The organism is Bacillus sp. NPDC060175 (assembly GCF_042728695.1).
Lineage (GTDB): Bacteria > Bacillota > Bacilli > Bacillales > Bacillaceae_G > Bacillus_A.
The window spans coordinates 1-14208 of the sequence record NZ_JBHWYR010000098.1; the positions used below are offsets into that span (position 1 = coordinate 1).

Consider the following 14208-nt stretch of genomic DNA (forward strand, 5'->3'; position numbering starts at 1 on the left):
AGGGAAAGAAGTTGCTAGATTAACAACAGATGAAAAAGGAAAGGTGATTTCCAGGCAATTAGTACTAGGAAAATATACGATTAAAGAAATAAAAGCACCAAACGGATATATGTTACTTAGAGATCCAATAGAGGTAGAAATTACAGAGGCAGTAAGGATACAAAAAATAACAGTGAAAAATGCGAAGAATAATTGGGTGATTCCTAATACTGGTGGCAGCGGTACAACAATTTTTTATGTGGTTGGTATTTTGGTGATTTTTGGTGTGTTATATTTCTGTAAGAAAAATCGTGTGTAAATAGTTATGAAAACAGTAGTATATAATGAACTGTTTTCATAAAGGTAGACAGATTTTGCATTAGACAATTTTAATGGCATGAGTTCGGTATTGTACCGGGCTCATGCTACTGAATTTCCTCTTAATTAGTTTTTTGTGATAATAATCATTATATTTTTATGACGTTTAACAATTCATTTTTTCGATAAAGTACCATATAACGGAATAATAGAAAAGTTACATTCGACTGAATGGTCTTATTTAATAAATCCAATTTGCTTCTTAGTTCATTCAGAAACTACTTTAAACTTTCTTCTCATATTAGAGGAGGGATATATGTTTCTTAATTTGTTGAAGCAGGAAAGGTTATAGTAAACATAGAATATATTAATAAATTGAAATGTTTACGGGGTGAAAATGATGGTAATAAAACAAGATGAAATTAAAGTAGTAGTTGGAGCTGGAGTGTTTAATAATAATCCAGGTTGGATTCAAACGCAAGAAGATGAACTTAATTTACTAGACAATACCACTTGGGAAGAAAGATTTGAATACAATTCCATTTCAGCTATTTTAGCTGAGCATGTATGGGAACATCTTACGTTTGAAGAAGGTGTAAAAGCAGCTGAAATCTGTTATGAATTTTTAAAACCATCAGGTCATATTCGATGCGGCGTCCCTGATGCGTTATTTCCAGATGAAACATACCAAAATATAGTTCAAATAGGCGGACCTGGGCCGAAAGATCATCCTGCTGCAAGTCATAAAATAGTTCATAATTACAAAACATTAACGAAAATGTTTGAAACGGCTGGATTTGAGGTAGTTCTACTTGAGTATTGTGATGAAAATGGTCAATTTTATTACAACGAATGGGATGCGAATGACGGTGTTATTTTTCGTTCGAAAAGGTATGATTCTAGAAATCGAGGCGATAAACTTGGCTTTCCGTCGTTAATTGTTGACGCGATTAAGCGATAAGCGATTCAATAATTGTAAGTGTTAGTTACATAAGTTCATGAGTCGCAAATGCGGCTTTTTTATTTGTTTTGTAATCCTCTAATCAAAAAGGGAGAGGCCACATATGATAAGGGATTCTTAACACTATTTACTTTAAACTAAATTCTTCTCAAAAATCTTATGAAAATATTATATAGAGTAAATAATTCCACATTTTCTCGTGTTGAATTTTGTTTAGCGAATCTTTTCGTGAAAACGTTTGAGATGCGCCTATTGTATTAAAAATATGGAGAGAATATATAATCAATCAATTTTCAAAGTATCATGCACACATTAAATTAATATTTCATTGTTGTAGAGATTTCTTTTATGCATAAATTTGTGTAAAATAAAATAAGAACATACATTCTGCATGAGGGTGAGGGGAATAAATATGTTAGCTGAGATAGAGAAACAATCTAATGGGTATATTGTAAAATTTGAACGCCAATTTCCTTATACGATAGAGGAAGTTTGGTCTGTGTTAACTGAAAACAGTAAGCTTAAAAAATGGATGTCTAATTTGCAGATTGAAAACCTTAAAACAGGTGGAATGATAAAGTTCGATATGATGGATGGTTCATTTTTAAATATTGATATTTTAGAGTGTCAACTAAATGCAGTACTTGAATTCAAATGGGATAAAGATCGTGTCCGATTTGAAATACATAAAGCAGGAAATGAATCCCTATTACTTCTTAAAGAATTCATTCATGAATTAACAGATCATACACCGAAAGATATTGCTGGTTGGCATATTTGTTTAGAACTTTTTTCTACCGTGTTAGAAGGAAAAGAGAAAGAATTTCCAAAAGACGAGTGGCAACAATGGTTTGAAAAATACAAGGTTAAGATTCATGAACTAAAATGATAATTGCGTAATAGGTAATATTCATTGTGTAATTATTATATTATAAAAATGGTTTTTTGAGAAAATAAGAATAGAGGTTAATATGAAAGTAAATCAATTAATTGCAAATAACATAAATAAATTAGATGCTATCATTCCGTTTAATAAATCACTTGGTATTGCTGGTTTATCTGGATCTGGAAAAACAACTCTTTGTCAAACAATTGGTGAAGAATCAAAGAAGCGTCTAGTTTCCTTATTGCCAAAGGCTGAATATCAATATTTATTTCCTAATATTATGGAAACTAATTTTAGTGCTATTAAGATGGAAGAAATGCCTTTAGTCCTTTTTTTAGGGAAATCATCGATTTCTTCCAATCCGCGCTCGACAATTGGTACTCACACAGGTGTTCTTAAAGAGATTCGTGAAAAACTTGCTGAAGAATTTAATCTATCTCCTGAGGTTTTTTCATTTAATAATCAGTTAGGTTGGTGTGCTGCTTGTAAAGGGCGTGGTACTACTAAAAATATTGAGTGTAAAAAATGTAAAGGAAAACGTTTTAGTGAAGAAGTTGAACAACATACTATTGAGTTACTTGCTACACCACACACAATTTCGGATATTAACGATTTAAGTGTTGAATCTATTCTTTCATTAGCAGAAGAATTAAATATTAGTGAAGCAAAACAACACATATTAGAAAATATTATTAATATGAACATTGGCTATTTAACATTAAATCGAATTATGGGTACGTTGTCAGGTGGAGAATTAACACGACTTTACTTAGCTGAATTCATGGCAGTAAGTGAAAATGCAGTAATTATTATTGATGAGATTTCTGTGGGGCTTGATCATGTAACATTATTACAAATATTAGAAGAAATCGAAAAGTTAGGGTGCAATAATCAAATTTGGCTCATTGATCATTCAGATACAGTACTAAATACAACTGATGAGCAATTATTCTTTGGACCTGGTAGTGGAAAATATGGCGGGAAAATTGTGAAAGAATCACCAAGGCCAAAGCCAATACTGTCAGAACGAAATAACGAAATGCCAACAGAATATTATACATTCCATGAATTATATTGCCGAAATATCCAAATGACTGAGTTTCAGATTCCTAAAAATAGACTTGTAACTGTTACAGGAGAGTCTGGATGCGGGAAATCTACACTTGTCAATGAGTGTTTAGCTACAGATTTCTTGAAACGATATCCAAAAGATAAACTAGTTATGGTAGGGCAAGATCGAAACCAATCGATTACAAGTCGATCAACTGTAGCAACTTTCTTAGATATTAAAAAGAAACTGACAAAGTATAGTGAAGAAGTTGATGATATTTTTGGGCGCTCAATTGAGGATATTATTGATGAAATTCCAAATGAAGATATTGCGTATAAACGTTTGAACCTACTAATCAAATTAGGACTGGGCTATTTAACATTAGAACGAAAAACACAAACATTATCAACGGGTGAGTTTCAATGTGTTCATTTAGTTTCTGAGTTATTTGCAAAAACAAGAAACCCACATACATTATTTATTTTTGATGAGCCTTCAAAAGGTTTATCACAAAATATTTTAAATCAATTTATAGATAGTGTTAGAGGGATATTGCAAGATGAATCTGTCTCTATCATTATGATTGAACATAATAGTTACATGTTAGAAAGCTCTGATTATATCATCGATTTTGGAAAAAGACAGCTTGAATCTATAGAGCATCTTGATGTAGTAAGTCATGAGGATTATTATCATCAAAAAAGCAGTGTGAATAATGCTGAGCAAATACATATTTCTTCAACACTGAATCAACAAAATGGAATTAATTACTTAGAAGAGAATCATATTGATTATTTTAAAAATGCAGAAAACATCTATAAGGGTGGCATATTGAAAAGCTTATCATCAATGGCTCGTTTAATTTACGGTGAATACGAATCTGATACAATTGCACCTGTTGTTGCTATTGATCTCGAAAGACATTTGTATAGTCAATATAGTTTCTTATATGAAATTGGTGGATTGATCAATCATATTGTAGCTGCTCACCCGACTAATAAAGATACGAGAAGCTTCGATTTCTATTCTCAGGATAATCATTGCCCATCATGTTCGGGACGTCTTCAAATTGAAGTTTTTGATAAAGAAATTACAATTCAAGATAAAAATGTTCCATTTTGGGATGGTCTATTCGATCCTGAAATCATGAAAGTATTAAAATTTTATCAATATGAAAAAATAGAATTTCTATTTGAAGAAATTAAAAATGAGATTGGTCATGATTTGTCAAAAAGCTATAATGATATGTCTGAGGAAGAAAAACATACATTTTGGTACGGCTATTTTGATAAGTCATTTTATGATAAGAAAGGCAAGACACGTAGAACATGGGTAGGATTTAATACAATTATTGGCGGATATATTGTTATTTCAAAAGCAGCTATTAAAGAAGATATTAAGACTTCTAAAGAAATGATGACATGTCCAATTTGTGAGGCAACTGTATTAAATCACCAAAAACCACTTAAATTTGGAGATACAGATATTCGTGAAATTATCAATCAGCCGCTTAATGAAATAATAAAAATTGTAGGAGATTTACCTATACTCATCAAATTGAAACCTATCGTAGGTGACAATATGATTATGACAGAAGATGTCTCTTTACTGCCTAGGAAAACACAAGTCGCACTGAAAATGTTTGAATTAGAACAAGCAAGCTTTTCAAACTATGAAATGGTGTTACAAAATGTTTTACCATTCTGGGGCGAAATTAAAGGTAATATCGAATCAATCAGCAATAATAATAAGGTTACTATTTGTGATTTCCAAAATATCAATGAAACAAGAGAAACTATCATAGATAAGTATTTCACAAATGGAAAATATAAAAAATTAACATATGTGTATGAAGCATTTGGTTATAAAAAATTAGTTACCCAAATTAATAAAATAAAAAAAAGCAACCCATGTCCATTCTGTAACGGAAAAAAAGTTATAACCGAAGATAATCTACATGATGGCGTGTTTAAATTAACAATTCCATGTATAACTTGTAATGCAAGTGGTATTAATGATGAAGGGCTTAAAGAAATTATTGATGGCATAGATGTACAAACATGGTTAACTGGAAAAGTTAGTGATGTTGTGGATGAAAGCTTACGAACTGAGGATGTTGCAGACATTCTAATATTTAATCGAATTCGTGAGTTGAATAAGCGAGAAATGATGGCAGTTTATGAATGTCTGGAGAAAAATAATTAAATTAAGAAGAATAAAAAATAGTGGTCAGTTAGGGATTAAAAACTCATTTGCAATAATCTGCAAATGAGTTTTTATGTTGAAGAAGAGTTTCTTTAACATAATATAGGGGTACCTAAAACCTCAATAGCGTCTAATTTTTCCTCCTTCGCTTATTTATAATTTCTAAATCTCGTTTGGAAAAAGTGTAGTAGGTTCCTAGCGCCCACTCATCTTCAGAAATTTGTATAAAGGCTTGTCGCTGTTCCGGTGTAAGTAATTCGCTACCTCTCGCCATTTTCATACAGTATCATCTCATTTCTGTAATTATTCAGTTAATTAGTTCAATTATGTATCAATAGAATGTACTCTATTGATACAAGTGTAGAAGACTGATAAAATCATAGTTAAGAGCGTCTCATAAGACTTGTCTCAAAAACGAGGTGATATTTTGCGAAAAATCGGTTATATACGTGTCAGTTCAACTAGCCAGAATCCTTCAAGGCAATTTCAGCAACTGAACGAAATCGGAATGGATATTATTTTTAAAGAAAAAGTTTCCGGAGCAACAAAAGATCGTGAGCAACTTCAAAAAATGTTAGAGGATATACAAGAAGGTGACATCATTTATGTTACGGACTTAACTCGGATTACTCGTAGTACACAAAATTTATTTGAATTAATCGATAACATACGGAGTAAAAAGGCAAATTTAAAATCCTTAAAAGATACATGGCTAGATTTATCAGAAGATAATCCCTACAGCCAATTCTTAATTACGGTTATGGCGGGTGTAAACCAATTAGAACGTGATCTTATCCGTATGCGGCAGCGTGAAGGGATTGAACTGGCTAAGAAAGAAGGAAAGTTTAAGGGTCGGTTAAAGAAGTACCATAAAAATCATGCAGGAATGAATTATGCAGTAAAGCTTTATAAAGAGGGAGATATGACTGTAAATCAAATTTGTAAAATTACAAATGTGTCTAGGGCCTCATTATATAGAAAGCTATCGGAAAGGAACAGTTGATGAGTTATACCAAAAATCAGAAATATATAATAGAAAATAAATTCCATATAGAGGTGGAATTATATGCCTAAAATTGACAATATGTTAGCAATTCTATGGATGCTTCGCTCAGGTAAAAAAATTACTGCAAAACAAATTTCAGAAAAGTTAGAGATGAATATAAGGACTGTGTATCGTTATATTGATACAATTTCAACAAGTGGCGTACCTATAATTTCAGAACCAGGACATAACGGTGGATACACTTTATTGAACAATTTTATTGAGGCTCCTCTTTTTTTGATTTTGAGGAGCAAACTTCACTATTTCACGCTGCTGTTTTTGCGGAAGAAGCCGGATATTATGGAGGTGAAGCACTAAATAGGGCCATTTCAAAACTAAGTAAATACTCAAATCAAGAGCAGGAAGCAAAGATAAACCAACATTTAACTAGTCTAGAAGTAATAAGTCGATTAAGTTCACTCTCTATGGAACCTTTTTTGAAGGAGTTGGAGCAGGCCGTAGCTGACCGGTACTCAGTAAAAATTATTTACTATAAAAGTGGCGAAAAGCAATTAAATTATAGATTGATCGATCCGTACAGAATTATCTATTGGAATAATAAGTGGTATGTGATTGGATTTTGTCATCTTAGGAATGATATCCGTAGTTTTAGAGTAGATCGAATTGAAAGTCTAATGCTAACCGAAAATAGGTTTAACCGGCCAGAAAACTTTTCAGCACGTGACTTTTTTATAAAAAATCTTCTTCCAACTATAGAAGATAAGGAAGGGATTATTTCTTTGGTTATTAATGGGGATAAAAGTGTAATGGCTGATATTTGCCAACATTGGTTTTTAGGACATTATTTACAAGAACGGACTTCAAATCAAGCAGTTTTTCTTCTTGAAAAAGATATGATACATAAATATGTACCTTATTTACTTTTACCGTATAATAAATCTATTAAAGTTATTGAGCCAATAAGTCTTAAGAAAAGACTTATTGAAGTTCTGTCGGAATTAATAAAATTTCATCAAGTATGATAACTTCCCTGACGTTAACTGTCAGGGAAGTTATATTATAATAGCTATATCAATTGTGATTGGAGTGTTATTGGATGCAAACAAAAAAAGTTTTTATATATGTATTTAATACAATGTCGGACTGGGAATATGGATATTTAATTGCTGAACTAAACTCAGGAAGATATTTCAAAAAAGATTTAGTACCTTTAAAAGTAATTACAGTAGGAGCTAATAAAGAAATGATTACTACTATGGGAGGACTGGGCATAAAACCAGAGATTTCCCTTGATGAATGTACTTTTGAGAGTAAAGATCTTTTGATTTTACCAGGAGGGACTACTTGGAGTGAAGAAATTCATCAACCTATCTTGGAAAGAATTGGCCAAGCTTTAAAGCTTGGCACTATTGTTGCTGCAATTTGTGGTGCAACTGAGGCCCTTGCGAATATGGGATACTTAGATACTAGAAAGCATACAAGTAATAATTTAGAATACACTAAAATGGTATGTCCTAACTATAAAGGAGAAAAGTTCTATGAGTTGAGATCTGCGGTATCTGATGCGAATTTAGTTACTGCATCAGGAATAGCTCCTCTGGAATTTGCGATGGAAGTACTGAAAAAATTAGATGTATTTGCACCCGACACATTACATTCATGGTATAATCTAAATAAGACTCATAAACCTGAATACTTCTTCCAGTTAATGAATTCAATAAATAGCTGAGCTAAAAAATAAACTTAGCAGTTTTATATTAGTTCAAATAAAAATAATGAAGTAACTGAAAAGCTCCCTTTCTCTATTTTGTTTTGCAGAGAAGTTGGGCTTTTTAATTTGGAATTTCCTTAACGTTGTAAATCCGCATTTTCCTGACGCTACCCCATCGCCATCAACTTAAGAGATTTTAATACCCTCAAGTACCAAAAAACGTCATCCTTTCTAATCTAGCTTATTTAGAAAGGATGACGTTTTTTGATGAATCTCTCGATTCAAGATAAACTACAACTATTTGCAGAGGAATTACAACGATATGTGACACCTGTATTTTTAGAAGAACTTGCAAGAGAACTTGGGTTTGTAAAGCAGAAACGTAAGTTTTCTGGCTCAGACTTAGCCATCTGGATTAGTCAACGAGTCGCTAGCCCTTTTATTAAAACTTAATAAATGTAAGAAAAATTACAATATTAAGTCTTTTTAAATGATAGTTAACCTTTAATGTATGATTTTCACATTAAATTTTCTTTTTTTACTACGTTTATTAAGAGGAATATTTAAAAATACACTTTTAAATAAACATAATAGCTATCAAAGGCGGGGATTTTCATAGAATTGCTAAATGTTGTGTCAATCATTACTATTAAGACTATATCCCAATGAAATTAGAGTATACTTCTTCTATTTTCAAGACTATAGGCATGAATTTGACAAGAAAATATTTCTGAATTTTTGTACCAGAAGCACCCAAAGAACAAAGCATAAGGGGATTTACTTATGGGAACGGGGGATTTTATGACAAAGAAACAAAAGAAAATATTATCTATCACATTAGCTACAGGTGTATTTGCTGGAACCTACATTCCAACTGCTTATACGGCATTTGCAGAAAATGAAAAAAAAGAAGATTTACAAGAAAATCAAACAAAAAATATTAATCAAAATAGCCTTCCGATAGATTCATATGGTTGGTTTGAGAACCCTTATAAGGGAGTAACTTTTTCACAATTTATAGATGCATTTAATAACAATCAGTGGCAACCTTTATTAGTCAATATTAAGAACAAAGGGGATGCTGGTTCGGGTACTATTTCTTTTCTAAAAGGCATGATGACAACAGGATTATCATTATTACCACCACCAGCTAGTCTTTTAGCAAGTATTTGGAGTGTGTTTATTCCTACTAATGATGCTAACGGAACGGATATGTGGAGGCAATTAGAAATATACATCGATGAAAAAATAGATAGTAAAATAAATGATTATCATAAATATCTTATGGGTGCTGAATTTAATGGGGCGATGTCAGCGATAAAAGAGTATCAACGGGTTCTCCAAATATATAATGACAGTAAAAATAGCTTAAAAAGAGTAGAAGAGCCTGGCACACCAGTGATTGAAGCTGTCCGAGCAGCAGATAGGAAGTTGAAAGAATTTATTGCTGTTGTTCAAACGCCTGAAAAATCAAATGATTCTGTATATCAACAAATAACAGCTCCAATCTTTGTGCAAGCTGCAAATGCTCATCTCTTATTGCAGAGAGATATGATTTTATATGGTGAAGAATGGGGAATGGATAAAGATCAATGGCAAGGATATAAGGATAATCAGAAAAAACTTATTCAAGAATATACGAATTATGCTATGAAAGTATATAATGATGGATTGGAAAAAAGGAAAAAAGAAGCTGAAGAGATTAATACGCAACAACCAAATAGAAATACTGACAGATGGAATCATATTAATGATTATGTAAGGGAATATACATTAAGTGTTTTAGATTTTGTAGATTTGTTTCCAGCAACAAATCCTGAAACATATTCTAAAGGCGTAATGCAAGAAAATTCTAGGCAAATTTATTCTTCTATTAAAGGCGCAGTCATACCACAAGGAGGAACAGGGGAAGGAACAACATGGGAAAACATACAAAAGATCCTAGATTCTCAAGAATATAAAGGGGATCTGCACAAGCTTGATATACGATCTTTTGATCGTATTGATGCTATTCAACCATGGTTTTCTGATAAGCAGAATGGTGGTTCCAATTGGACTACTCCTGGATGGACTGGAAATGCAAGTGGGGGGGCTTTAAAGAATCTTATAAATCCTTCTGATAATCCGATTACTAGAGTTAAGGCGCAATCAAGCCGTACTCCTAATTATATTGACTTTAAATTTGATACTGGGGGAGATAACCCTTACTTTGGTAGATATTTTTCAGGCGGATCATACAAAGAAGATATTTTTGAATATCCGAATCAAAAACTTTCTCAAATTCACGCATTTAACAGAAGTACCTATCCAGGATTTGAAGGTATTGATGCAGTAGTATTTGGGTTTGTCGACAAGAATCTTACACAGTCGTCCACTTATCTAATGACAAATATGATAACAACAATCCCAGCTGCAAAGTATAACCGTGGAATGAGCAATTTTCAACCACAAGTGGAATCTATACATGCTAAGCAAAAGGCGATGAAAACTGATACCACCAATTCTTATTTAGCATATGGTGTCGAAATTTCTAAAGAACAGGAATATAAAATTAGATATAAGGTTGCAGCTAACGAGAATTCTAAAATCAGTCTTTCACATAGAAAACCTGGTGGTAACTATGCAAAAATAGATGACACTACTATTCCTATTACTGGAAATGCAGCGGATACTGTTAAAGGAGAATATGGTTCTTACAAGATTGTAGAAGGCCCTATTGTTAAGTTAACAAAAGGTGCACATGATTTGAAACTGGAAAATTCACAAGGTAAATTCTCCTTAGATCAAATTGAATTAGAACCGGTGGAACGGGATCAAGTGATAGCGCGGGATAATTTTGACGATCAACGGTTAAATTGGATTAACCTAGGTGGTATTGTAAATGGAGGTACCACAGGGAAAGCTGGTATGATTGGTACAAATGGAGATACTTGGACTTATATTCAGGATCAAGTATTACCATTCTCTAAATATACCTTGAGTATAAAAGTGAAATTGGATTCCAGTGATGGAAATGAGAGACAAAAGGTAACGATATTCACAGATAATTTGAAACATGAGCGAATAACAAAAACAGTCGAGCTTAAGGGGAAAGCAGGCTATCAAGAAATACAACTAGAATTTATTACAAGTAGGGATTTAGCAAACACTCATGTTGGGATTCTAACGTCAAATGGAACATCTAATGTATTATTTGATGATGTCCAAGTTATAGGTGCAAAAAAAAGCTAAACTAATATGGGTTCTGATGTAAAAACTTTGAAACATATAAAAATGGTTTATCAAACTTGGATATACTGATAGGAGCGCCATACATGCCCATCAACAATACCTCTAAGTACCAAGAAAACGTTATTCTTTCTAAACTGATATGCTCTCCTTTAGGTAGACAGATAAAAAATAAAAATCTGTTTGCTTGAAGGAGAGTTTTGTTAATGTCTAAAAAAGTTTACTCTGCGAAGGATAAATTTAATATATTGAAAGAATGGGAGGATGGTAATTATTCACTAAATGAACTTGAGTCCATTTTTAAAGTAAGTCGCATCAACCGAAGCGCTCATCAAGTCCTGAGGGACTGAATCAACGGTTTAATAAGGCGGCCGTCCTACCTTTACAACACCTACTAGCCGAACTACTAAGCAAAAAATTGGCCGCATCTATGCCGATTTCTTCTCCATACACTTCTGTTTTCAAGCATACTCGTATTTTAGATTCAACTGCATTTCAACTCCCGGGTGTATTTTCATCGGTTTATCCAGGTGGAGAGCTCCTACATATTCATACAGGCCCAGGTAAACAACATGATCGCACTTACGGCTCTCTGTGTGTCCCAACTGTAACAGCAAATGATTTATGTATCCGAGATTTAGGTTGTTTTCATTTAAAAGACCTTCAATGCATACAATATAAAAAGGCAAACAAGTATGGAAAATAAAATTAACTCAGAATTATTGGAATCATGAAATGAGGCTTTTAAAAGGAATGCTTATTTCTTCAATCACTATCAATTTTGTTTTTTTAATATCCCTATTTAATCAAAGAGTTATTAAAAATCATATAACTGGAGGATTTATATGAAAAAGAATACAATTTTGATATTATTGATATTTATTTTTTCTATTTCCCTTACAAACCATCCCATTGCAGCCGAAACTGTAAACAAACTTGAGCTTATAAAAGAACAACAGACTAAAAATGAAAATCTTATTCATATTGATATAAGAGGAAATAATGTGGAAGAATATCAAGAGGCACAACATATGGTTGATAGAATAAAAAAAATAAAAAGCGGCATACTTGATAAATTAGTGGCAGACGGAACATATGTAAAACTTGTTAATTATCCTATCACTGAGTCTGACGAGTACAGGGACCTAAAAGGATTAATTCCACGAGGATGGGAGGGGCAAACCAATGCCGAAGGAAAACAATTGACCTGGGATGATGTACCAGGTGTGGGATCTGATATTGGTGGAAAACCTGTAATGGCTAGAATAGGTTTTAGTGAAAGAGGAAAGGGGCATGGTTCTATTAATTTAGAACTTCATGAAATAGCGCATGCAATTGATCGAGTGGTTTTTTTAAATATAAGTCATACTGATTTGTTTGATATTCCTTTTAGTCAAGAGAGACAGAAATTTTTCTCGGATAAATATTACGAAAATAAGGAAGAATATTTTGCGGAATGTTTTACATATTATTATTTTAGCGAATCATCCAAGCAAGAGCTAAAAGATAAGGCTCCATTGACTTATAGATGCATAGATTTATTAATTAAAAAAGTTCAAAAGGATTCCAATTAAACAGAACCTATTAATGAACTATTAGACGGAAATCAATTTGCTTGGTCTTTAAAAGGATATAGTGATCGAGAATTCGCAAAAGTAGATTATAACAAGAAGGCAGAGTTAACTATGGTTTTAAAATAAATTCGCGATGTTTATAAAAAAGATACGATGCTCTATCCCTTTAGGTGGTTATCTAAAGGGGTATTTTTATACTAAAAAGGAAAAGAACATCTGAATTGAAGGATAGACTAGGGAACTGTTGTGTGGCAATAAGTTATTCCTGTGAACTACTCGCCACTTAGCAAGGCTTGAAGTGGGAGTTTCTCAGTTCCACGATGAAAGCAACCTTTCGTCTCCCTGAGCGTTACTTCAGGGTGTTCCATCCCTAGATGTCCAACGCTTGGACGCTCTTTTTGTACGGTTGATATTTTACGCAGGAACCGAATGGCTTGGTTTTCTCACTCAATTTTCTTCCTGCAACCTCATATATCAAGTCATCAAAGAACTTCATATAGCTAGTTTATCAAAAGCTTTTGGCTATGCCAAACCGAAATTCATCTCCCACCTACCGTTGGGCTACGCCCTTCACACGCTTGAGGAAGGAGAATCCTTTAAAAATTATTAAAGTATTTCTATTAGGATCAAAAGTATGGGTAGAAAATTATGGTCAAGCAATCGCTGGTGATACCGGTAGTGCCATTATAGGTAATCGTATTGATGTTTTAGTAGGTTCAAAAAGTGAAGCCATGAATTGGTGAAGACAAACAGTTAAAGTAAAAGTTCTATGATAATTATGGTTACCTAAATAGAAGTCAGTTCTCTTTATTGAGACTGGCTTTTATTTTTTGAGTTAGTGCAACTCATTGAAAAATCTTGTTGTTCTGACTTAGGCATTTCGGGAGACTTATTGCTAAACCTGCACCAGAATTTTAATGGGAAATGAAATAAATACAACTTGTATAATGTTTATATATTGAATGTGAAAAGAATTGATTTCTTGTATTCCTATTAGTACTAGTAAAAATGCAACAATTATTATTTTACGGACGATTTATCCAATCAAGTGCAGGAGGAGAATGTTCTCCTGTGATGTTTATAGCAATGTAATTACTATGTAGAAGATAATAATATTATGGGGTATTTTAGCTGAATGTTCCTATATGAATATGTAATTTTACATATCCATATAAAAGACAAAAATCTACAAAGTACTGTTAAATTATATTGAAAACATTTTTTTGAAAGGGATTTATATAGATTTAAGAAAATTAATAAATTTAAATGGTTAATTATCACAGTATAAT

Annotated in this window: 7 protein-coding genes and 6 pseudogenes; 12 read left to right on the top strand and 1 reads right to left on the bottom strand. The window is 32.5% G+C overall.

What is annotated here, in order from left to right; translation table 11 throughout:
• The 4 genes from ACFWDE_RS27265 to ACFWDE_RS27280 form a co-directional block, all read left to right on the top strand.
• Positions 1-298, top strand: a 298-nt coding sequence (locus ACFWDE_RS27265) for a prealbumin-like fold domain-containing protein (protein WP_377895977.1), incomplete at its 5' end; no start/stop codon positions are given.
• Positions 299-694: 396 nt separating this feature from the next.
• Positions 695-1258 (top strand): class I SAM-dependent methyltransferase, encoded by a 564-nt coding sequence (locus tag ACFWDE_RS27270; protein ID WP_063218826.1) that lies wholly within the window; start codon positions 695-697, stop codon positions 1256-1258.
• Positions 1259-1670: 412 nt separating this feature from the next.
• A complete protein-coding gene (locus ACFWDE_RS27275) occupies positions 1671-2147 on the top strand; it encodes an SRPBCC family protein (RefSeq protein ID WP_002065559.1) in 477 nt (158 codons plus the stop codon).
• Positions 2148-2229: 82 nt separating this feature from the next.
• Entirely contained in the window at positions 2230-5400 is a 3171-nt protein-coding gene (locus tag ACFWDE_RS27280) for an ATP-binding cassette domain-containing protein (RefSeq protein WP_377895978.1), read from the top strand.
• Between the two features lie 136 nt (positions 5401-5536).
• Here the strand turns inward: ACFWDE_RS27280 and ACFWDE_RS27285 are convergent.
• Positions 5537-5680: pseudogene (locus ACFWDE_RS27285) on the bottom strand (DUF4158 domain-containing protein); the annotation flags it as partial.
• Positions 5681-5827: 147 nt separating this feature from the next.
• Here ACFWDE_RS27285 and ACFWDE_RS27290 point away from each other — a divergent pair.
• The 8 genes and pseudogenes from ACFWDE_RS27290 to ACFWDE_RS27325 form a co-directional block, all read left to right on the top strand.
• Complete coding sequence (locus ACFWDE_RS27290) at positions 5828-6403, top strand: recombinase family protein (protein ID WP_377895979.1); 576 nt, start codon at positions 5828-5830, stop codon at positions 6401-6403.
• A 63-nt stretch (positions 6404-6466) separates the two neighbouring features.
• Positions 6467-7428: pseudogene (locus ACFWDE_RS27295) on the top strand (helix-turn-helix transcriptional regulator).
• 74 nt (positions 7429-7502) lie between these two features.
• Positions 7503-8135 (top strand): type 1 glutamine amidotransferase family protein, encoded by a 633-nt coding sequence (locus tag ACFWDE_RS27300; RefSeq protein WP_377895980.1) that lies wholly within the window; start codon positions 7503-7505, stop codon positions 8133-8135.
• Between the two features lie 249 nt (positions 8136-8384).
• Positions 8385-8552: pseudogene (locus tag ACFWDE_RS27305) on the top strand (IS4 family transposase); the annotation flags it as partial.
• A 348-nt stretch (positions 8553-8900) separates the two neighbouring features.
• Positions 8901-11348, top strand: coding sequence for an insecticidal delta-endotoxin Cry8Ea1 family protein (locus ACFWDE_RS27310; RefSeq protein WP_377895981.1), 2448 nt, complete (start codon positions 8901-8903; stop codon positions 11346-11348).
• Positions 11349-11657: 309 nt separating this feature from the next.
• A pseudogene (locus tag ACFWDE_RS27315) lies at positions 11658-12033 on the top strand (transposase); the annotation flags it as partial.
• A 157-nt stretch (positions 12034-12190) separates the two neighbouring features.
• A pseudogene (locus ACFWDE_RS27320) lies at positions 12191-13024 on the top strand (anthrax toxin lethal factor-related metalloendopeptidase); the annotation flags it as partial.
• 503 nt (positions 13025-13527) lie between these two features.
• Positions 13528-13662 (top strand): annotated as a pseudogene (locus ACFWDE_RS27325) (3D domain-containing protein); the annotation flags it as partial.
• Between the last annotated feature and the right edge of the window lie 546 nt (positions 13663-14208).

Coding starts and splice junctions, on each gene's coding strand:
- ACFWDE_RS27300 (WP_377895980.1), top strand. CDS start 7,503: ATGCAAACAAAAAAAGTTTTTATATATGTATTTAATACAATGTCGGAC.
- ACFWDE_RS27270 (WP_063218826.1), top strand. CDS start 695: ATGATGGTAATAAAACAAGATGAAATTAAAGTAGTAGTTGGAGCTGGA.
- ACFWDE_RS27280 (WP_377895978.1), top strand. CDS start 2,230: ATGAAAGTAAATCAATTAATTGCAAATAACATAAATAAATTAGATGCT.
- ACFWDE_RS27275 (WP_002065559.1), top strand. CDS start 1,671: ATGTTAGCTGAGATAGAGAAACAATCTAATGGGTATATTGTAAAATTT.
- ACFWDE_RS27310 (WP_377895981.1), top strand. CDS start 8,901: ATGGGAACGGGGGATTTTATGACAAAGAAACAAAAGAAAATATTATCT.